Source organism: Sphingomonas sp. Leaf5 (genome assembly GCF_001421155.1).
Classification (GTDB): domain Bacteria; phylum Pseudomonadota; class Alphaproteobacteria; order Sphingomonadales; family Sphingomonadaceae; genus Sphingomonas.
The window spans coordinates 103,505-124,753 of the sequence record NZ_LMJZ01000001.1; the positions used below are offsets into that span (position 1 = coordinate 103,505).

At 65.8% G+C, this 21,249-nt stretch carries 11 protein-coding genes and 1 pseudogene; 9 read left to right on the forward strand and 3 right to left on the reverse strand.

All coding sequences use genetic code 11. From position 1 onward, the window contains the following. Nucleotides 1-151: 151 nt before the first annotated feature. Together ASE50_RS00500 and ASE50_RS00505 are read left to right on the forward strand one after the other, a co-directional pair. The gene (locus ASE50_RS00500) at nucleotides 152-1,111 is read left to right on the forward strand and encodes an acyltransferase family protein (protein WP_056394284.1); all 960 of its coding nucleotides are present in this window, start codon (nucleotides 152-154) and stop codon (nucleotides 1,109-1,111) included. A 203-nt stretch (nucleotides 1,112-1,314) separates the two neighbouring features. Beyond that, nucleotides 1,315-2,850 (forward strand): amidase, encoded by a 1,536-nt coding sequence (locus ASE50_RS00505; RefSeq protein ID WP_235512062.1) that lies wholly within the window; start codon nucleotides 1,315-1,317, stop codon nucleotides 2,848-2,850. A gap of 367 nt (nucleotides 2,851-3,217) precedes the next feature. On the opposite strand, the gene ASE50_RS00510 is transcribed toward ASE50_RS00505, so the two are convergent. Beyond that, entirely contained in the window at nucleotides 3,218-4,600 is a 1,383-nt protein-coding gene (locus tag ASE50_RS00510) for a M20/M25/M40 family metallo-hydrolase (RefSeq protein WP_056394290.1), read from the reverse strand. Nucleotides 4,601-4,673: 73 nt separating this feature from the next. Continuing rightward, complete coding sequence (locus ASE50_RS00515) at nucleotides 4,674-6,014, reverse strand: glycoside hydrolase 5 family protein (protein ID WP_056394292.1); 1,341 nt, start codon at nucleotides 6,012-6,014, stop codon at nucleotides 4,674-4,676. A 320-nt stretch (nucleotides 6,015-6,334) separates the two neighbouring features. Here ASE50_RS00515 and ASE50_RS00520 point away from each other — a divergent pair, with 320 nt between their 5' ends. Next, nucleotides 6,335-7,426, forward strand: coding sequence for an SGNH/GDSL hydrolase family protein (locus tag ASE50_RS00520; RefSeq protein ID WP_056003195.1), 1,092 nt, complete (start codon nucleotides 6,335-6,337; stop codon nucleotides 7,424-7,426). Between the two features lie 153 nt (nucleotides 7,427-7,579). Here the strand turns inward: ASE50_RS00520 and ASE50_RS00525 are convergent, their stop codons facing one another. Then, nucleotides 7,580-9,976 carry a glycoside hydrolase family 127 protein gene (locus ASE50_RS00525; RefSeq protein ID WP_056394295.1) on the reverse strand — a complete coding sequence of 799 codons (2,397 nt, stop codon included), beginning with the start codon at nucleotides 9,974-9,976 and terminating at the stop codon, nucleotides 7,580-7,582. A 338-nt stretch (nucleotides 9,977-10,314) separates the two neighbouring features. Here ASE50_RS00525 and ASE50_RS00530 point away from each other — a divergent pair, with 338 nt between their 5' ends. The 6 genes and pseudogenes from ASE50_RS00530 to ASE50_RS00555 all read left to right on the forward strand — a co-directional run bounded on the left by ASE50_RS00530 (nucleotide 10,315) and on the right by ASE50_RS00555 (nucleotide 21,247). Further along, nucleotides 10,315-13,230, forward strand: a complete 2,916-nt coding sequence (locus tag ASE50_RS00530) for a TonB-dependent receptor (protein WP_056394297.1) — start codon at nucleotides 10,315-10,317, stop codon at nucleotides 13,228-13,230. Nucleotides 13,231-13,278: 48 nt separating this feature from the next. After that, on the forward strand, nucleotides 13,279-14,367 hold the full coding sequence (locus ASE50_RS00535; RefSeq protein WP_056394300.1) for an arabinan endo-1,5-alpha-L-arabinosidase: 1,089 nt from the start codon (nucleotides 13,279-13,281) through the stop codon (nucleotides 14,365-14,367). Between the two features lie 16 nt (nucleotides 14,368-14,383). Further along, on the forward strand, nucleotides 14,384-15,376 hold the full coding sequence (locus ASE50_RS00540) for an arabinan endo-1,5-alpha-L-arabinosidase (RefSeq protein ID WP_082438749.1): 993 nt from the start codon (nucleotides 14,384-14,386) through the stop codon (nucleotides 15,374-15,376). A gap of 14 nt (nucleotides 15,377-15,390) precedes the next feature. Then, a pseudogene (locus tag ASE50_RS00545) lies at nucleotides 15,391-16,437 on the forward strand (glycoside hydrolase family 43 protein); the annotation flags it as partial. A 228-nt stretch (nucleotides 16,438-16,665) separates the two neighbouring features. Next, on the forward strand, nucleotides 16,666-19,404 hold the full coding sequence (locus ASE50_RS00550; RefSeq protein WP_056394306.1) for a TonB-dependent receptor: 2,739 nt from the start codon (nucleotides 16,666-16,668) through the stop codon (nucleotides 19,402-19,404). Nucleotides 19,405-19,441: 37 nt separating this feature from the next. Beyond that, a complete protein-coding gene (locus tag ASE50_RS00555; RefSeq protein WP_056394309.1) occupies nucleotides 19,442-21,247 on the forward strand; it encodes a methyl-accepting chemotaxis protein in 1,806 nt (601 codons plus the stop codon). The last annotated feature ends 2 nt before the right edge of the window (nucleotides 21,248-21,249 follow it).

Genomic DNA, 21,249 nt, shown 5'->3' on the forward strand with positions numbered 1-21,249 from the left:
AATGCGTAATCAGAAATATACTGGACATTTCTGCGTATATCTGATGTTGCGGCTTTCGATTGCATCGGGGGGTGCAGAGGACGGGGCAGCGATCATGACGGTAACGAACCAGGCAAAACGTAACGAAGGGCGGGCACCTCGCCAATCGTGGATGGATCTGCTGCGCGGTCTGGCAATCCTGCTGGTCGTGGCGTTCCATTCGGTGACGATCCTGAGCCGGGTCGATCTGGTACCACCTGCTTGGCTCAAAGAAATCACCGACTTCTTCGCGCTTTACCGAATGCCGACGTTGATGTTCCTGTCTGGCTTGTTGTTGCCCAAGTCGCTGGAAAAGGGGTCGGCTACCTACTTCCTCGGCAAACTGCGCAGTGTCTGGTGGCCCTATCTGATCTGGTCTGCGGTCACGGCCATCGTCTTTTCCCGCGACGTGGGCAGCGTCCCGGCGATCTTCAGTCTCCTGAATGCCGGGAGTTACCTCTGGTTTCTGTATTTCATCGGCATCTTCTATTTCGTTGCCTATCTTGTGAAGTCGTTCAATTTCCTCATCGTTGGCGCGGCTATCTTTGGGATTGCGGTACTGGTGTCGTTCGGGTCGCCCGGCATCGTCGTCCATACGCGCATGTTCTACCTGATGACTTTCTTCTTCCTCGGCGCATTTGCCGGTCGGCATTGGGATGCCTTCCTCGCCCTCATCGATCGGCGCGAAAGCTTGATCGCGGCAGCAGTCGCCGCGATTGGCGGTGTTCTTGCCGCCTATTTCGACTTCAAGTCCGGACCGGCGTTCATCGCGCTCACCCTCGCCTTCGTCATCGCGGCATGCCATCTGTCGCGGAAGGTCGCGGACCGGCGCTGGACGCATCTGCCCAATTATGTCGGCCGCAATTCGCTGAAATTCTATGTCAGCCATTTCCCCGCCATCTATCTGTTCGATGTCATGGCGGTCCGGCTCGGTGTCACCAATACCGACATTCTCGTCGTCGCCAGCATCGTGTTTGCATTGTCGGTCGGACTGATCCTGTCGGTCGCGTCTGAGCGATCGAAGCCCGTGCAGTGGCTTTTCGCCTTTCCGAAGTTCGGCAAGCCGGCCGCGGTCCGTCCGGCCAGTGCGTGAATCTTGTTGCGGGTAGCCGTCTCGATAGCTGGTTCCCGCAGCGGTTCGTCGCGGTCTGGATGAACGCCACGCCAGGGGAGGTACGTCGTCCGGTTCGGCCACGGCCATTGCGCGTAACGCGATCCTTGTTAGCATTCTCCCAAATGAGGGGAAGAATAGCGATGCGCTGCTACGGATGGATTGGTCTCGCTGCGACCGTGCTGATGGCTGCGACGCCTGTTGCCGCGCAGCGGGTCGAGGAAGTGTCGATCGATCAGTTGCAGGCGCAGATGCGCGCGGGGGCGACCGACAGCGTCGCGGTCACCCGTGCCTATATCGCCCGGATTGCGGCGATGGATCGCGCCGGGCCGACGCTGCGCAGCGTCATCGCGCTGAACCCGGATGCGTTGCAACAGGCGGCGGCGCTCGATGCCGAGCGGCGGGGCGGGCGGGTGCGGGGGCCGCTGCATGGCGTACCGATCCTGATCAAGGACAATATCGAGACGGCGGACCGGGTTGCGACTACTGCCGGCAGCCTTGCGTTGCGGGACAACTTGACCGGGCGGGACGCGCCGTTGGTCGCCTATCTGCGGCGGGCGGGGGCGGTGATCCTCGGCAAGACCAATTTGTCCGAATGGGCCAATATCCGATCGACCCGGTCGATGAGCGGCTGGAGCGCGGTCGGCGGACTGGTGCGCAATCCCTATGCGCTCGATCGCACCGCCTGCGGATCGTCCTCGGGATCGGGCGCTGCGGTCGCGGCCAGCTTCGCGGCGGCGGCGGTCGGGACCGAGACCGATGGATCGGTCGTCTGCCCGTCGTCGATCAACGGACTGGTCGGGTTCAAGCCGACGCTGGGCCTGATCAGCCGCAGCCGGGTGGTGCCGATCAGCCATAGCCAGGACACGCCCGGGCCGATGGCGCGATCGGTGCGCGACGCGGCGCTGTTGCTGTCGGCAATGGCGGGTCCCGATCCGACCGACCCAGCCGCCGCTCGTACCGAGATCCGGGATTATGTCGCTGGCCTGTCGGCCGACGCGCTGAAAGGACGGCGGATCGGCGTGATCCGGCCGCAGGGGATGACGCAGCCGCTGACCCGGCGGTTCGACGCGGCACTCGCGGTGCTGCGCGCGGGCGGCTCGACGCTGGTCGAGGTGACGCCTCCCAAGCTCGACGGGCTGGGCGAGGCGGAACTGCTGGTCCTCCAGACCGAGTTGAAAGCCGACCTGAACACCTATCTCGCCACCACTCCGGCGGCGGTGAAGACGCGCACTCTCGATCAGGTCATCGCCTTCAACCGCGCGAACGCGCCGCGCGAAATGCCGTTCTTCGAACAGGAAACGTTCGAGGCGGCGGCAAAGACGGGAGGGCTGAACGACCCGGCCTATCGCGCGGCGCGGGCGAAGTCGCTGCGGCTGGCGGGTGCCGAAGGGATCGACGCCATGCTGAATAGTGCGAAGCTCGATCTGCTGGTCGAGCCGACCTATGGCGCGGCGTGGCTCAGCGACCCGGTATATGGCGACCAATATGGCGGCCCGTCGGCGTCCGAATTGCCGGCGGTGGCGGGATATCCGCACCTGACCGTACCGATGGGGCTCGCGCAGGGGTTGCCGGTCGGGCTGTCGTTCATCGGCACGGGTGGTGCCGACCAGCAGGTGCTGAACGCCGGCTATGCCTATGAACAGAAGGCACAGGCACGAGTCGCGCCGCGTTATGCGGAGCGCGCCGAGGTGGGCGCGGGGCTGGAAGGGGTTCGGTAGGGGCCAGCGACGTTCCGGCGCTCGATCGCAAGTTCAGCATACGCCCGCGCCGACCGGAGCCCCGTCGGGGGAGGCCGGTAATCCATCGGGAAGACATCCCAACCGGACCCCGGCCTTCGCGAGACCTCTGCGAGAATACTGGTTCCCGTCCCCCGCCGTATCCCCGCGCAGGCGGGGGTCAAGGTTGCAAGCGCAAGCCGTTGTTCTGCGCGGCTCTGGACCCCCGCCTGCGCGGGGGTACGGTGTGTTTTGGCGAAGCTTTCGACGTTCGCAGAGGTCTCGCCTTCGCCGGGGTTACGGCGAAAGTCCGGCAAGATCCGGAAGCTTGGCAATGGTCTCGTCAGCCTCAGGACGAAGTCGGGGGACGCTATCCCAGCGTCTTCAACAATTCCGCCCACCACACGACGCCCGGATCGATCGTCGCTACCGGCACGCGTTCGTTCAGCCCGTGGGCAAAAATCTCGCCGGGCTTCATGAACACGCCGCCCACGCCGAAGCTCGGGATACCCTTTGCACGGAAATGCATCGAATCGGTCGCGCCGGCTTCCTGCATCGGCAGGACCGGCGTACCCGGTGCGCGTTTGGCGACCACCGTTTTGACCGCCGACACGACCTTCGGGTCGAGCGGGGAGGCACCCGCTTCGATCGTGCCATTGTCGCGGAAGGTGACCGCGATCGTCGGGTCGGCGGCCAGTTCGATCAGCTTCTTCTCGATCTCGGCGCGCGGCGTGCCGGGAAAGATGCGGCAGTTGATGTTGGCCATCGCCCGCTGCGGCAATGCGTTGGGCGCATGGCCGCCGTTGAACATGGTGGGCACACAGGTCGTACGGACTTGTCCCACATAGCGTTTGTCGGCGGACAGGATGTCGGCGGCGGCGGTATCGGCCGGATTGGCGGCGAACGCCTTCATCGCCGCGCCCAGCTCGCCCGGCGTTGCGGCGGCGGTCCCGGCGAGTGACGCCTTGGTGATCTCGTTCTGCTGCGGCGGGAAGCGGTAGTTGGCGATCCGCACCACCGCGTTCGCCAGCACCGCGATCGCGTTGCGCGGCCCCGGTCGGCTCGAATGGCCGCCGGGATCGGTGACGGTCAGATGCCAGTCGCCATAGACTTTCTCCGCCGCCTGCAGGCCATAAGCGATCGGCTTGCCATCCTCGCCCAGTGCGCCGCCACCGGCATCGGCGTTCAGCACCAGCCCGGCATTGACGAACGCCCCCGCTGCCGCCTGCGTCGTCTTCATCTCGGTTTCTTCGTCACCGGTCAGCACCAGCACAAGGTCGCGTTTCGGCACCCAGTTCTCGCGCTTCAGCTGCATCAGCGTCGCGACGACCAGTGATACGTTCGCCTTGTTGTCCAGACTGCCGCGCCCGAAGACATAGCCACCCTCGACCACCGGCGTGAACGGATCGCGGGTCCAGTCCTTTGCGTCGGCGGCGACCACATCCATATGGCCCAGCACGACGGTCGGCTTCGCCTTGCGGTCGCGCCCGGCGATGCGCGCGGTCAGATAGCCGGTCTCGCCCAGCGGCACGAACGTCACGTCGGCATCGGCAAAGCCCGCCGACACCAGTTGCTGCTTCAGATAGGCGGCATAGGCCGGCACCTGCCCCTCGCCCTGCACCGTCTTGAACGCGATCCCGCGCGTCAGCAGCGTCAGCGCTTCCTTGCCCGTAGCGGAGGTCGGCGCATCCTGCGCGATCGCGGCGGCGGGGAGCAGGGTGGATGCCGCAAGGACGACGAACAGGTGGCGCATGGACTTCTCCGACTAGGCTGCCGGCAGTCTGCGCAGGGGAAGGGGCGGGGCGCAAGACCGCCCCGCACCCTCGTCACGCCGGCAGTGCGGCAATCGCCTTGGCGTGATCGGACACCAGCCGGATCGTCGTGTCACCGGTGAAGATGCCGTACCAGCCCTGCGGCTCGTGCGGCGGATCGCCCATATACTGGCGGTCGCCGTCCTGGAACCGGTAGTCGGGATGCGCCGCGCGCGCTTCGCCGTTCCATGCCCAGAAATTGGTGCCGGCGATCGGCCCGCCGTCCTGCATGTCCTTGATCGCCGCCGAATAGATGCGACCGTAGAAGCGATCCTTGTACGTCGTCGCCACCGCCGGATCGTTGCTGCCGCCGTCGCGCGGATAGCCGAATTCCTCGATCACCATCGGCTTGTCCAGCCGGCGGGCCAGCGCGACATGGTCGGCGATATACTGGTCGGTCAGCATCTCGCCACGCGCGGCGGTATTGGCGAGGTCGGTCTGCTTCACCCAGTCCCAGTTGTTGGGCCAGATATGCACGGTCAGATAGTCGATCTCTGGGATGGCATGTTCGGCCAGCACGATATCCGCGCTTTCCAGCCCGCCCTTCAGCCCCTCGCTGCCGGTCGAGACCAGATGGTTGCGATCGATCGACTTGATGAACTGCGCACTGTCGCGGACCCACGCATAGAATTGCGGCAGGTTCGCATGGGCCATGTCGCCCGACGGACGCGGCTCGTTCGACAGCTGCCATGCCATGATCGTCGGATCGTCGGCGTAGGGCTTGCCCGTCACGCCGTTGGTCCGCCCGACGACCGCACGGATCCAGTCGCGATACAGGTCCATGGCGGCGCGATTGCCGTAGAATTGGGCATTGAAGTTCGCGAATTCCGGCCAAGGATGCGCCGGATCGTTCATGTTGAGGTATTTGCCGCCGTTGACGTAGGACAGGTACGTCATCATCCCGCCCGACCATTCCCAGAAGTTGGTCAGGTAGAGCACCGCGCGAATGCCGCGCTTGCCCATTTCCGCCAGCGCATAGTCGAGCCCGGCGAGCAGCGTCTGGTTGTAATCCTTGCCGGGACCGCGAAAGCCCGGCTTGATCGAATTCTTGAGCGGCCCTTCCTCGCTCGACGCCAGCACGCGCAGGTTCGTCACCCCCATCGCCGCCAGCGCGTCGAGTTCGCGGCCCAGCCGTGCCCGGTCGCCATAGGGCGCATCGGCACCCAGATAGGCGGCATACCACATATTGCCGCCGACGAAACGATAGCGCCGGCCGTCGAGCGACAGCCGCATCCCGTCCCGCCGCACGAAGCCGCTGGTGCCGCCGGCGGTCGGCCGCGACAGGGGAGGGGCCATGGTACAACCGGCGAGCAGCGCGCCCGATCCGATGAATCCGCGCCGTGCGATCGTCGTCATGCCGTCCAGTCCCTCATCCCTACGCCGGTCGTGCCGTCTGTGCCGGCAGACTGCGGAACCGGCGCATCGCTGTCAACATATGTATTTCATTTTTGTTTATTCCGCGGCCGGAAGTGGTTACGCTTGCTCGCGGCCACCAGAAAATGAGTTGCGATGCGCTACCCCCGAACGATCCCATGGCTGATGGTGCAGTTGGAAAGGTTTTGCGGCCCATCATCGGCGTCCGCCGACCGGCCCCCGGCGTTCGCCGGCAAGCTTTTTGCAACTGTCCTTTCGCACTCGAACCAGAACCGCATAGCCCGAGGACCAGAAGGACCGATATGCCCCGCCCCCTGATCGCTGCCTTCCTGCTGGCACTTCCCGCCATCGCGCCGGCCCAGACCGTCGCCCCCGTCGCCGAAACCGCCACCCGGCCGATCCCGCTCCACATCGGCGGCCGCGTCGTCCCCGCCGATGGCGGGTATCAGCGGCAATGGCCCGGCACCTATCTCGAAGCCGCGTTCAAAGGCCGCGCCGTCGACCTGAAGATCGGTCCCGGCGAGGTCTCGCTGCGCATCAGCATCGACGGCGCGGCCCCGGTCGCACTGGTCCGCCCCAAACCCGGCCGCTACCGCATTACCGCGCCCGGTGTCGGCCGCCATCGCGTCCGCGTCGACGTGGTCAGCGAATCGCAGGCCGGCCCGACCGGTCTGGGCGGCCTCTTCGCGCCGGCCGGCACCACGCCGCTGGCCGCGCCGAGGGCCGCCGCCCGCCGGATCGAATTCATCGGCGACTCGCACACCGTCGGCTATGGCAACACGTCGACCAGCCGCGACTGCACCGAGGTGCAGGTGTGGGAAACGACCGACACGTCGCAGGGGATCGCCGGTCGCCTCGGCAAACGCTACGGTGCCGATATCCGCGTCAACGCCATTTCCGGGCGGGGCATCGTTCGCAACTATGGTGGCTTCGCAGCACCGACCGTGCCGCAGGCCTATCCCTACGCGCTGTTCGACGCAAAGACCCCGGCCGACGACGCGAGCTGGCACCCGCAGGTCATCGTCATCGCACTCGGCACCAACGACTTTTCGACGCCGCTGAAGTCCGGCGAACGCTGGGCCGATCGCGCCGCGCTCCATGCCGATTACGAAGCGCGCTATGTCGCCTTCGTCCAGGGGTTGCGCCGCCGCGACCCGAACGCCCTGTTCGTGCTATGGGCGACCGACCTCGCCGATGGCGAGATCCTGCGCGAGGTGCAGCAGGTCGCGACCAAACTCCGCGCGACCGGCGAGACGCGCCTTGCGGTCGTGCCGGTAACCGGCCTTAATTTCGGCGGCTGTCACTATCATCCCGACCTGGCCGACGACGCAAGGATCGCTGCGATGATCGCGACCGTGATCGATGCCCGGCCGGACGTGTGGAAGCGGCGCTAAGAGGCTGTTTGAAAACTCGCGGTAAAGCGAGTTTCGCAGGCGGTGCCGGCCCGCTCCCCCGCCCGGCCACCCACACGGTATTTTAATGGGTGGCCGGGAGGGGGAGCGGGCCGGCACCGCAAAAATGCGCCACGGCGCATTTTCAAACGGACGCTAGACCGACGTCACCGGCGCGGCGTCTTCGGCGGTGAGCATCCGCACTTCGTAGATCACTGCATCCCCCCGCTTCGCGGTCAGGGTGATGGTCGCCGCCGGGCGGCCCTGCGCTCCTGCCGACGGGATCGGATAGTCGAGCGCGACGAACCGGTCCGCCGCCGGCTCCTTGTGCGTCGCGGTGGCGAGCGGTGCGCCGTCGAGGGCGATATCGATCGCGCGATCGACATCGCGGCCCCAGATCAGCAGCCGCAGCACCGCCGGTCCCGGTCGCCGGGCCAGCGTCATGCCCAGTGTCTGGCCGGGTTTGATGCGCCGCGCCGACCGTCCCGACCAGTTCACGACCTCGCTGCCGCCCGGTACCAGCTGATGGTCGCGCTCCGGCTGCATCTCGCCCATGTACAGCGTGTCGACGGTGCGGCGGCCGAGCGTCCGTGCCTCGGCCTGCGCCCGCACATACTCGCCCCGCGCCGCCGCCCAGCGATCGCTGGTGAAGGTCGGCAGATACACCGCCGTCCGCCGGTCCCATTGCGAATAGAAGGGGCGGAAGGTCAGCGTTTCGCCCAGCGCGCCGGTCGCGGTGAAGCGGTTGTCGCCCGCCGGCGTCAGGCTGTCGGCGATCGCGCCGTCGTTGACCAGTGCCGGCCCGGTACTGTCGAACGGCTTCGCCTCGCTGCCCATATCGGCGGCGAGCACCAGCGGGCCATAGGTGAAGGCGACGATCGTCGGATCGTCGGGCGTCGCTTCGGTCGCCAGCGTCATCGGCAGCGTCAGCGCGACGGTATCGCCCGCGCGCCACCGCCGGTCGATCACCGCATAGCCGCCGCGCATCACCGGCGCGATCGCCTGTCCGTTCAGCGCCACGACCGGGTTCTTCGCCCAGCCGGGCAGGCGGATCGCGATCGCCTGCCTGCCGCGCGGTGCGCGCCGGACGGTGAGCGTCCCGTCGCCCTTCAGCGGCATCGCGGTATCGAGATCGACCGCCAGTTCCCGTTCGCTCCAGTCGAGCTTCGATGGCACGAACAGGTTCAGGTACAGCGTGTCCGCATCCTGCCACCAGATCGAATCGGCATGTTTGGCATGGCTCTCCATTCCCGACCCGACGCAGCACCAGAAACTGTCCTCGGGGCTGGAATAGGTCCGCCGCGCCCCGGCCGCCAACGGCATGAAATAGACGAAGCGGCCGTCGCGTGGCCGCTGATGGGCGAGCATGTGGTTGATCTGCACCCGTTCGTAGAAATCGAACCAGCGTGCCTCGGGCTGCCAGCCATAGAGATGCCGGGTCAGCTTCAGCATGTTATAGCTGTTGCACGCCTCGCACGTCGCCTCGCCCAGTCGGTTCGACAGCTGGTCGGGCTGGCCGAAATGCTCACGTTCCGAATTGCCGCCGATGACATAGCTGTGATGCCCGGTCACCCGCTGGTGAAAGAAGCGCGCCGCCGCCGCATGGGCCGGCGCGCCGGTCAGTTCGTGGAGGCGGGCAAGGCCGATCACCTTCGGGATCTGCGTATTGGCGTGCAGCCCGGCCAGCCGGTCCTGTCCGGCGGTCAGCGGGTCGAGCACCGCCTTGTGCCGGATCTTTTCCGCCATCCGCAGCCAGCGGGCATCGCCGGTCAGCGCATAGGTATCGGCATAGCTTTCGTTCAGCCCGCCATGCTCGGCGGCCAGAATACGCTGCATCTGTTCGTCGGAGCGCGGTTCGAGCACGCCGGCCAGATAGCCGGCCATGCCGAGCAACACCGGCATGGCCCGTGGATTGCGCGCCAGCACATGCGCGTCGATCAGCCCGGCATGAACCTTGTGCCATGTATAGAGCGGCACCCAGCCGCCGTTCAGGTCGAACCCGTTGCTGCGGATATCGCCGCGGCGCAATTCCTCGAACACGATCTTGCCGTCGACCGCCCGGCCATCGCGCTCGACGGTCGTGCCACCGACATAGCCGTCGCCATGCGCCGCCTGAATCCGCGCCATCTCCTTCAGCGCATGGTCGAGCCGCGTCGCGACCGCCGGGTCGCCGGTATTGGCGACGGTCAGCGCACAGGCCGACAGCCAGTGGCCAAGGCTGTGCCCGGCAATCCCCTGCGCCTCCCAACCGCCATAGACCGGCTTCGGCGCAGGCAGTCCGGCCGAAATATAGAAATTATGCAGCAGCCGTTCGGGGTCGAGGTCGAGCAGATAGCGGCGATTGGCGGCGAAGGCATCGGCGAAGGGCGATGGCTGCAACGTCACGAATCGGGCGGGGATCGGTTCGACCCGACGCATCGCCCGAGTCGCCGCGAACGCCGATGTGCCGAACGGCAACAGGCTGGCACCGATCATCAGGCTCCGGCGACTGATCGGCAGGACCCGGCCGGGTCCGGTGCCGTGCGGGATCGGGGGCGTGACGGGGTTCGGCATGGACGGTCCTGACTGACGGTTTGGCATCGCTGCGTCTTCAGGAAATAATTGTCTGACTTTTGAAAGAACGTCAACCGGCGATGGCGCAATCCTGCCAATGATATCGCTATCATCGCCGCCACCCAATGCGCTTGTCATGGTGCGGCCTGTTCGATCCCGCTGTATAAAATCCGGGCCTAATCAGGCGCGAACCCGATCCTAGCGCGCCAATCACGATCTGCGACTGAAGTGCAACATCCCTGACATTTTTCATATCGTCCCCATTGCATTCCCCCATCCTCACGGTAATTGTCAGAGTATAGATAGGCCCAATCAAGGGCCTGATCGGGGAGAGTTTCATGGTCGTCAGGGCCGGGATGCTGGTGTCGGCATCTGCAATCGCTTTGTTCCTTGGCATGCCCGCCTATGCGCAGGTGACCGGTGCAACGCCCGGCGTCCCCGCCGATGGCCCGGAACAGGCCGGCGACGGCACCGTTTCGCGCGACCCCGCCACCGACGAAGGCGACGAGATCATCGTCACCGGCGTGCGGGCATCGATCCTCGGTGCGCTGAACGTAAAGCGCAACGCAACGCAGGTCGTCGACTCGATCGTCGCCGAAGATGTCGGCAAACTGCCCGACAATAATGCGATCGAAGCGTTGCAACGCGTCAGCGGCGTGCAGGTGACGAACCGGGCGGGCGGTGAAGCCGCCGCGATCTCGATCCGGGGTCTGCCCGATGCGTTGACGACGATGAATGGGCGCAACATATTTACCGCGTCGGGGCAAAATTTCTCGCTGGCGGATATTCCCGCGAACCTGGTCAAGCGGATCGACGTGTACAAGACGCGCGCCGCCGACCAGATCGAGACCGGCATCGCCGGCCAGATCGACGTGTTCACCCGGCGTCCGTTCGATTTCAACGGCTTCGCGCTTTCGGGCGTCGCGCGCGGCATCTATAACGAACAGGCCGACAGCATTAATCCCAACGTGTCGGGGCTGATCAGCAATCGCTGGGAAACCGGGATCGGCGATATCGGCGTGTTGGTGAGCGGCAGCTATGCGCGCACCAAATATCGCGACATGAGCGTGACGGCGGGTGCGATGGTGCCGTTCGCAACGACCGCCAATCTGCCGCGCGGCAGCGGCGCGGCCAATGTTTGCGTGCCGTCCAATCCGAACGGCTGGACCGTGCTCGAACGGATTGCGCCGACGGATTGCCGTGCTCCGGGGCAATCGCTTTGGCAGCCGGGTCTCGAACGCGGGTTGCCAACCGCGCCCGGATCGACATTGCGGATCAACGGGCAGGACGTCCCCTATTATCTCTCGCGCGACGCGGTGTTCAGCCCCGACGTCGCGGGCACGCGCGAACGTCCGGCGGTGAACGCCGCAGTGCAATGGTCGCCGAACAGCAGTTCGACTTACACCGCCGAATTCTTCTGGAACCAGTTCCGCGCGACGACGCAGAACAGCCTGTTCTTCAGCTTCGTCGACTGGTGGGGCGGGCTCGGCGCCAATCCGGCCTCGACGATCGAACTCTATCCCGACACCAACATCGTCAAGGCGCGCTCGGTCGGCGACGTGTTCGGGTTCAACAGCGGCGACTATACCCGGTCGAAGACCGACAGCTTCGTCTATGCGCTCAACGCCGACTGGAAAGTGGGCGATAACGGCCGGATCACCGCCGATCTGTCGTATCAGAACAGCCAGTTCGACACCCAATTCCTCGCGATGCGCCTGAACCGCGTCGCCAGCCGGATCGATGTCGATTTCAATACCCGGGGCGGCATCCCCGCCTATAATTTCGACAATAACGACCTGCTGGTCGATCCGACCCGGTGGACCGTCGGCGAATTCTACGACAATGCCAACCGGTCGAAGGGCGATGCCAAGACGCTGCACCTCGACGGTGAGAATAAGTGGGACGAAGGTTTCCTGCGCCGGGTGAAGGCGGGCATCCGCGTCGACGATCGCAACGCCGTCGATTCGGTGCGGTCGCAGGATGCGGGCGCATTGGGGCGGCGCTTCTCCGATCTCGATCCGGGCCTGCAACTGACCAACAAGGACTTTTTCGACGGGCGTGCCAGCGTGCCGACGTCGTGGCTGGTCCCCAACGGCACCTATATCTACGAAAATGCCGACGCGATCCGGCAGTTGTACAAAAGCACCGTCGCCCCCAATTTCCTGCTGTCGGATCAGCTGCGCCTGACCGACGTGTTCGACATCAACGAAATCACCATGAGCGCCTATGCCATGGCCGATGGGCAGTTCGACCTGTTCGGACGGCCGTTCCATGTGCAGGCCGGCCTTCGCTACACCGATGTCGACACGAATTTCGTGTTCACCGACCGCTATAACGGCACCGTCACCCGCGCATCGAACGGCACCGCGCGGTTCCTGCCGAGCGCCACGTTGCGCTACGACGTGGCCGACGATTTCCGCATCCGCTTCAACTATGGCGAGACGCTGCGCCGGCCGGCGTTCGGCGATCTCAACCCCAATCCCAATCTGGTCGGCGACCTGACCAATATCGGTCGCGGCAGCGGGTCGTCGGGCAATCCGAACCTGCGCCCGACCATCGCCAAGAATTACGACCTGTCGGCCGAATGGTTTTTCGAACGGGGCAGCGCGATCTATGGTACGCTGTTCCGGCGGGAGATTGACGGGCTGGTCGTGCCGCTGACGTCGGTGCTGACCATTCCCAATACCGGGCTGAACACCAACGTCTTCGCCGTCACCCGTCCCGAAAACGCCTCGAACGGCGTGCTCAAGGGGATCGAGCTGGGGCTGACCTATTTCCCGACCTATCTGCCCGCGATCCTCGACGGGTTCGGGTTTCAGGGCAGCCTGACGCTGCTCGATTCGAACCAGAACATCCCGCTGACCGACAGTGCCGGCAATGTGACCGGCGAGACGCAGTCGGCCTTCTTCGGCGTGTCCGACCTGTCGTACAATGCGACGCTGGCCTATGAGAAGGGCGGCCTCGGTGCGCGTCTGTCCTATGTCTGGCGCAAGGCGTTCCTCGCCAACAACGAAGCGCGGCTGTTCGCCAATCCGATCGGCGTCTGGCGGCGTCCCGAAAGCAGCCTCGACTTTCAGCTGACCTATGCGGTCACCAACCGGCTGGGGCTGACGCTCGACGCGGTCAATCTGACCAGCCAGACGCAGCAGAATTATTACCGGTTCGAGGATGCCGGCAATGCCGACCAGTTCAACCTCGGCACCACCCTGCTCTCGCGGACCTTCGCGGTCGGGCTGCGCTACTCGTTCGACTGACGCGCATCGCCCGCTGTGATCCAATCCCTTTCTGACGGAGTGACCCCCATGATCCGGTCCACGCTTCCGCTCGCCGCCCTCGTCCTGCTCGCCGGTTGCAACGGTATTTCGGGTACCGATGCCAGCGGCAATATCTCGGCACCGGTCGCACCGGCTCCGACTCCGACTCCGACGCCGACTCCCACGCCGACCTCGACCGCGACGTCGGGCCTGCTGGCGCTGACCGGCGACACGATGCCGGTCCATGACCCGGCCATCCTGAAGGACGGCAACACCTATTTCCTGTTCGCGACCGGGTCGGTCACCGATCGCGAAGGGTTGCTGGCGACGCGGACCTCGACCGATCTGACCGCATGGACGTGGCGCGGTCCGGCCTATACCGCGCTGCCGGCATGGACCGCGACCGCCGTGCCCGGCACGTCGGGTATCTGGGCCCCCGACATCGTCAAGCGCGGCGGCGAATATCGGCTGTATTATTCGGTCTCGACCTTCGGCAGCAACCGGTCGGCGATCGGCCTGACCGTCAACAACGCGCTGAGCGTCAACAGTCCCGCGACCGGCTGGGTCGACAAGGGGGCGGTGATCCAGTCGAACACCACCGACAATTTCAACGCGATCGACCCGGCGGTCTTCACCGACGCCGATGGCGGCGAATGGATGGCGTTCGGCAGCTTCTGGTCGGGCATCAAGATGGTCCGGCTCGATCCCGCCACCGGCCTGCGCCTTGCCAGCGACCAGACGATCTATCCGCTGGCGACGCGCCCGGCACCGGGTGCGATCGAAGCGCCGTTCGTCGTCCGCCACGGCGACTATTACTATCTGTTCGCATCGTTCGACGCCTGTTGTCAGGGGGCGGCCAGCACCTACAACACCGTCGTCGGCCGGTCGCGGACGCCGACCGGGCCGTATCTCGACAAGAGCGGCAAATCGATGCTCGACGGTGGCGGTTCGCTGGTGCTGGCATCGGGGCAGGGGACCGATTCGCGCTATGTCGGGCGCGGCCATGTCGCGGTGCTGCAGGAGGCGACCGGCGATCATATCGTCTATCACGCCTATGACCGCGAACGGAACGGCGCACCGACGCTACAGATCCAGCGGCTGACATGGGATGCCGATGGCTGGCCGGTGGCGCAGTAACATGGGGTTCGCGCGCATGCTGTCGTCGTTCGCGGCGGTGTTGCTCGCCGGGGCGGGGGTCGCACAGACCGCCGCCCCGGAAGGCGATATCCGACCGGTCCATGATCCGGTGCTGATCCGGCAGGGGGCGACGTGGCACGTCTTTTCGACCGGCATCGGGCGCGACGGGCAGGGGGTGCTGTCCGAGCGGACCTCGCCCGATCTGGTCCATTGGCAGGCGGGCACGCCACCCTTCGCCAAGCTGCCCGACTGGGCGACGCAGGCCATTCCCGGCGCACGCAATCTGTGGGCGCCCGACATATCCTTCGTGAACGGCCGCTATCGCCTGTATTATTCGGTCTCGACCTTCGGATCGAACCGGTCGGCGATCGGCCTCGCCACCAACGCGACGCTCGACCGCCAAGCACCCGGCTATGGCTGGCGCGACGAGGGCATGGTGCTGCGATCGATGCCGGGCGATGCCTATAACGCGATCGACCCGGCGTTCATCGCCGACAAGTCGGGCCGCCACTGGCTGTCGTTCGGCAGCTTCTGGAGCGGGCTGAAACTGGTCGAGCTGAACCCGCGGACCGGCAAGCCGCTGAACCCCGACGCCAAGCCGCTCGCGCTGGCCAGCCGTCCGGTCCCGGCGGGCGCGCCGTCGATCATCGAGGCACCCTATATCTTCGAACGCGGTGGCACTTACTGGCTGATCGCCAGCTACGACTATTGCTGCAAGGGCGTGAACAGCACCTATTACACGGTCATCGGCCGGTCGAAGACGATCACCGGGCCGTATCTGGGCAAGGACGGCAGTTCGATGCTCGCCGGTGGCGGCACGGTGCTGCTGCGGGCCGATCTGGAGGAAAAGGGCCGGTTCCGCGGGCCCGGCCATGCCGGCCACAGCCGGGGGGACGACGGCATCGACCGCATCGTCTATCATGCCTACGACAAGGAAAATGCCGGTGCGCCGACCCTGCGCGTCGCGACCCTGCAATGGGGCAGCGATGGCTGGCCGACGGCCCGGTGAAGGAGAGAATGACCATGAACGACGCCCTGTCCCGCCGCCTGTTCCTCGGCGGGGTTGCCGCCGCCGGTGCCGCGACGGCCATGCCCGCATGGGCGCAGCGACGGCGCGGGGCCGCGACCGGCATCGTCAACCCGCTGGTCAAGAACCGCGCCGATGCGCAGGTGTTTCGCCACACTGACGGCTGGTATTACCTGACCGGGTCGGTGCCCGAATATGACCGGCTGGTGCTGCGCCGGTCGAAGACGATCGGCGGCCTGACCACCGCGCAGGAGAAGGTCCTGTGGCGGCACGAGGCGTCGGGGCCGCGATCGGGGTTCCTGTGGGCCCCCGAACTGCATCAGATCGACGGCAAGTGGATCATGTATTTCGCCGCCGGTCCCAGCGGCGGCGGCGAGGACGTGTTCCGCATCCGCACCTATGCGGTGGTGTGCGACGGTCCCGATCCGATGACGGGCAACTGGTCGGTGCTGGGCCAGCTCGAAACGCCGTGGGACAGCTTCAACCTCGATTCGACCAGCTTCGTGCACCGCGGCACCCGCTATCTGGCATGGGCGCAGCGCGAGCCGGGGGTCGAGACCAATTCGAACCTGTATCTCGCCCCGCTCGCTACGCCGCTGACGCTCGCCGCCAAGCCCGCCCGGCTGACCGTGCCGACGCTGCCATGGGAGATTCGCGGCTACAAGGTTGCCGAGGCCCCGGCGCTGCTGGCGCGAAACGGGCGGCTGTTCCTGACCTATTCGGCCAGCGCCACCGATGCGCGCTACTGTCTGGGGATGCTGACCGCGCGCGACGATGCCGATATCATGGACCCGGCGGCATGGACCAAATCGCCGCTGCCGGTGATGCAGACCGACGCCGCGCGCAAGATCTTCGGCCCCGGCCACAACAGCTTCACCGTCGACGAACGCGGTCGCGACATGTTGGTCTTCCATGCGCGCGATTATGAGAAGATCACGGGCGACCCGCTGTTCGATCCGAATCGCCATACCCGCGTACAGCCGGTGCGATACGATGCCGCCGGCGTACCGCAGTTCGAACCGCCCGCAGCGAACGGGCCGCTGCGAATCTGAGCATCGAGTAATTGGTCCGTATTATCACGGGCGCGAACGAGGTCATCGATCGACTGTCGGAAACGGCAGCCGGTCGACCGGTGACATCGTTTCGCGCCCGTATTGCATCTACCGCAACTTGCGGCTTTTTTGATTACCTCTCTCCGGCATTAACTATCTGGTATCCGATACCCCCCTATTGCTTCGTTTCTGATGCTATTGGCGCGGACGGGGGTTGGAATGCGGAAATCGGGCTATCTGCTGGCGGCGACCGCGTGCGTCGTGGTCGCTTGTCCGGCCGCGGCGCAGGGGCTGCGCGGCGTGGTGACCAAGGCCGGCGAGAAGCCCGATGCCCCTGCCAGCGAGGAAGCGTCGGCGAATACCGCCGACATCGTCGTGACCGCGACTCGGCGGTCGCAGCGTTTGTCGAACGTGCCGATCGCGGTCAGCGCCTACAGCACCGCCGCGCTCCAGAATTCCGGCGCGACCGACATTCGCCAGATGGCGCAATTGTCGCCGTCGCTGATCGTATCGTCGACCGGGTCCGAAGCCAATGCGTCGGCGCGCCTGCGTGGCATCGGCACGGTCGGCGACAATCCCGGCCTCGAAAGCTCGGTCGCGGTGTTCATCGACGGCGTCTATCGCAGCCGGACCGGTTCCGGCCTCAACGATCTGGGCGAGGTCGAGCGAATCGAGGTGTTGCGCGGGCCGCAGGGTACGTTGTCGGGACGCAATTCGTCGGCCGGCGCGATCAGCATCTACACCAAATATCCCTCGTTCGACTTTGGCGGCTATGGCGAGGCGAGCTATGGCAATTTCAACGCGGTGCGCCTTGCCGGTGCGCTGACCGGGCCGATCGTTGCCGACAAGCTGGCGTTTCGCGTCGACGGCGTTTTCGGCAAGCGCGACGGCTTCTATCGCGATGTCGTCAACGACACCGACTACAACGACCGCAACCGCTATTTCGTGCGCGGACAGCTGTTCTTCAAACCGGTCGACAATTTCTCGATCCGGTTGATCGGCGACTATACGCACCGCGACGAAAAGTGCTGCGGCGCGGTCTATGTCGATACGCAGGAAAAGGTCGATCCGACCCCGGGCGTGGCGGGCGACTATGCCCCCTCGGCGCAGAACCGGATCGTGTCGATCCTGCAAAGCCTTGGCAGGGTGCTGCCCAGCGACGGCAATCCGTACAACCGCCGCATCGCCAATACGCGCGGCCGGGCCTACAGCAATGTCACGACCGATTATGGCGGCTCGGCACGGATCGGCTGGACCCTGTCCAACCTCCAGCTCATTTCGATCAGCGCGTATCGCGAATATAAGTCGGGCGGTGCCGCCGACGTCGATTACGGCAATGTCGACATCGCCTACCGTCCCGATGACGGCAACGCCTATCGCCAGTTCCATACCTTTACGCAAGAAACGCGGCTGAGCGGCGGGCTGTTCAACAACCGGCTCGACTGGATGGTCGGCGGTTATTACGCGCACGAAAATCTTACGGTCGCCGACAATATCCGCTTCGGCACGCAATATGGCGCGTTCGCCGCGTGCCGGGTCGTCGCGACGATCAACCCGCTGGCGGCGCTGCGCAATCCGGCGGCCGCCGGGTGCCTGAGCGCCACCGGCCGCGCCGCGCTGACCCCGGCGGTCGGGCCGCAGATCATCGGCGGCATCGACCGGCTGAGCACGCTCAACGACCTCGGCAGCATCCGCGACCTGTATGACCAGACCAGCAGCAACTATGCGTTCTTCACCCACAATATCTTCAAGGTGACCGATGCGCTCAGCCTGACCGGCGGGCTGCGCTATACGCATGAACAGAAGTCGCTGGACGCCAGCTTCCTGAACAACAACACCGTGTGCCCGACGCAGCAGGCGGCGATGGCACCGTTGCTCGGCAGCAGCAACGCGACGCTGCGTTCGCTGGCGGCCGGGATCGTCACGTTGACCTGCACCGGCAATTCGACCGCCGCCCTGACCGGCGTGCCGATCCGCGACAAGCTGAGCGAAGGGCAGGTCACCGGCACCACCGTGCTGTCGTGGAAACCGGTGCCGAGCACGCTGCTCTATGCGTCCTATGCGCGCGGGTACAAGGCGGGGGGCTATAATCTCGACCGTTCGGACCTGTCGGTGACGGTGTTCGCCACGCCGACCGCCGCATCGGCGCGCAATCTGCGGTTCGACCCCGAAACCGTGCAGGCGCTGGAAATCGGCGTCAAATACAGCTCGGCGAAATTCACCGCGAACCTTGCCGCATTCCGTTCGGCCTTCCGCAATTTCCAGCTCAATACCTTCAACGGCACCAACTTCATCGTCCAGAACATCAGCGCATGCGCCCAGTCGCTGGCCGGTGCCGATCGCGACAACAATTCGGCGACCGGCGCATGTTCGGGCAAGGTCGGCGCGGGCGTCGTCACCCAGGGGTTCGAATTCGAAGCGGGCGCCTATCCGGCACGCGATGTCGCGTTCAACATCGGCTATACCTATGCCCACACCCAGTATCGCGACAATCTGGTCGGCAGCGAGGCGGGCGAGCCGCTGAACGCGGCATTGTTCCTGTTGCCCGGCAACCAGATGTCGAACGCACCGCGCCACACCATCACCAATTCGGCGGTGTGGACCCCGCCGGTCGGTCGCAACCTAAGCGCGCTCTTCTACATCGATAGCCGCCTGACCAGCGACTATAACACCGGATCGGACCTATTCGCCGAAAAGCGGCTCGACGGATTCTTCCTGATGAACGCCCGCATCGGTCTGCGCGGACCCGAACAGCGCTGGGCGATCGAGTTCTGGGGGCAGAACATCCTCGACACCGACTATCAGCAGGTCGCGTTTGCCGCGCCGTTCCAGGGGGCAGGAAGCGTGTCGCAGGTGACGCGCTTCGGCGCACCCGCGTTCGGCGTCGGCAACGCCGTCACCTCATCCTTCCTGGCCGAACCCCGCACCTATGGCATCACGCTGCGGTCGCGGTTCTGATCATGCCATTCCTGCCTGCAACGGATGACCTGAAACCATGAAAATTCCACGCAAGCTGGGGCTGTCGTTCCTTGCCGTCATCGCGTCGGCGGCGGTGGTGATGCTGGTGTTCTTCACCAGCATCATGATGATCGCGCGGTCGGCCGAGCGGAACAACCACAGTCGCGACGTCTATGCCAAGGCGCTGACGCTCGAAACGTCGATCCTGCGGCAGAACAGCCAGTTTCGCGGGTTTCTGGTGACCGGCGACCCGACCTATCTGAAGTCCTATGACGAGGGGCGGCAGGAGTTCGACGAGACGGCGGCCGCGCTGGCGGAGATGCTGACAATCGCATCGGAGAAGGACCAGCTGGAGGAAGCGCGGCGCGAGACGCTGGCGTGGCGCAAGAACTGGGGCGACCGGCTGATCGCGAAGGTGAAGGCTGGCGAACGCGACGCGGCGCAGGAGGAAGTGCGCGGCGCGGGGCAGAAGGTGCTGGTCAGCAAGGTCGCACTGCCGCTGCGCTCGTTGCGCGCAACCGAGACCGGGGAGATGGAGGCGAATACCGCGGCGCAGGAAAGCGCGATCACCACCGCGCTGATCGCGCTGGCGATCGGCGGCGTCGCGCTGATCGGGATCGCCGTCGCACTGTCGATCATGCTCAGCCGTCAGATCGCGCGACCGATCACCGCCCTGACGCAGGCGATGGCCGATCTGGCCAATGGCCGGCACGATATCGCCGTCGATGCGGCGGGCCGCAGCGACGAACTGGGCGACATGGCGCGCGCCGTGCTGGTGTTCCGCGATACGGCGGCGGCGAAGGTCACCGACGATCGCGACCGGGCGGCGGCGATGACCGCGATCGGTGGCGGTCTGCGCAGCCTGTCGCAGGCCGATCTGACCGCCCGCGTCGCCGATGTGCCTGACGCGTTCCGGGCGCTGTCGGACGACTTCAACAACGCGACGTCCAGCCTGAACCGCGTGCTGGGCGAGGTGCGCGGCACCGTCGACAGCATCAAGCATAATTCCGATGAAATCTCGCAGGCCGCCATGGACCTGGCGGAGCGGACCGAGCGGGAGGCGGCGGCATTGCAGCAATCCTCGTCGGCGCTCGACGAGGTCACCCGGTCGATCCGCGAGGGTGCGGGTGCCGCGACCGGTGCCAGCAGCGCGATGGTCGATACGCGGAACGAGGCCGAACGTGGCGACGCGATCGTCCGGCAGGCGATCGGCGCGATGCACGGCATCGAACGCGCCAGCAACGAAATCGCCGAGATCATCAGCCTGATCGACGGGATCGCGTTCCAGACCAATTTGCTGGCGCTGAACGCCGGCGTCGAGGCGGCGCGTGCCGGTGAGGCGGGCAAGGGTTTTGCGGTCGTCGCGTCGGAAGTCCGCGCGCTGGCGCAACGCTCCGCCAACGCCGCGACCGAGGTCAAGACGAAGGTGCAGGCGGCATCGACCCATGTGAAGGCCGGCGTCGAACTGGTCGAGCAGACCGGCGAGGCGCTGGGCCGGATCATCGAACGGGTCGCATCGGTCGGCGGGTCGATCGACGCGATCGCGCGCCAGTCGGATCATCAGGCGACCAGCCTTGGCCAGATCAACGTCGCCATCGCCGAGATGGACGCGATGACGCAGCAGAATGCGGCGATGGTCGAACAGACGTCGGCGGCGGCCCGGCAGCTGGTGTCGGAGGCGGAGGCGCTGGCCGGATCGGTCGCGACCTTTGCCATCGATGGCGGCGCGGCGTCGAACGTGACGCCGTTCACGCCCCGCCGGCAGCAGCGCCGCTGGGTCGCGCCGCCCGAGCCGGCTCCGCGCCGCGCCGTGAATGCGAGCGACGACTGGGACGCGTTCTAAGG

Coding starts and splice junctions, on each gene's coding strand:
- ASE50_RS00520 (WP_056003195.1), top strand. CDS start 6,335: ATGCCCCGCCCCCTGATCGCTGCCTTCCTGCTGGCACTTCCCGCCATC.
- ASE50_RS00505 (WP_235512062.1), top strand. CDS start 1,315: ATGGCTGCGACGCCTGTTGCCGCGCAGCGGGTCGAGGAAGTGTCGATC.
- ASE50_RS00515 (WP_056394292.1), bottom strand. CDS start 6,014: ATGACGACGATCGCACGGCGCGGATTCATCGGATCGGGCGCGCTGCTC.
- ASE50_RS00500 (WP_056394284.1), top strand. CDS start 152: ATGGATCTGCTGCGCGGTCTGGCAATCCTGCTGGTCGTGGCGTTCCAT.
- ASE50_RS00540 (WP_082438749.1), top strand. CDS start 14,384: ATGCTGTCGTCGTTCGCGGCGGTGTTGCTCGCCGGGGCGGGGGTCGCA.
- ASE50_RS00525 (WP_056394295.1), bottom strand. CDS start 9,976: ATGCCGAACCCCGTCACGCCCCCGATCCCGCACGGCACCGGACCCGGC.
- ASE50_RS00535 (WP_056394300.1), top strand. CDS start 13,279: ATGATCCGGTCCACGCTTCCGCTCGCCGCCCTCGTCCTGCTCGCCGGT.
- ASE50_RS00550 (WP_056394306.1), top strand. CDS start 16,666: ATGCGGAAATCGGGCTATCTGCTGGCGGCGACCGCGTGCGTCGTGGTC.
- ASE50_RS00510 (WP_056394290.1), bottom strand. CDS start 4,600: ATGCGCCACCTGTTCGTCGTCCTTGCGGCATCCACCCTGCTCCCCGCC.
- ASE50_RS00555 (WP_056394309.1), top strand. CDS start 19,442: ATGAAAATTCCACGCAAGCTGGGGCTGTCGTTCCTTGCCGTCATCGCG.
- ASE50_RS00530 (WP_056394297.1), top strand. CDS start 10,315: ATGGTCGTCAGGGCCGGGATGCTGGTGTCGGCATCTGCAATCGCTTTG.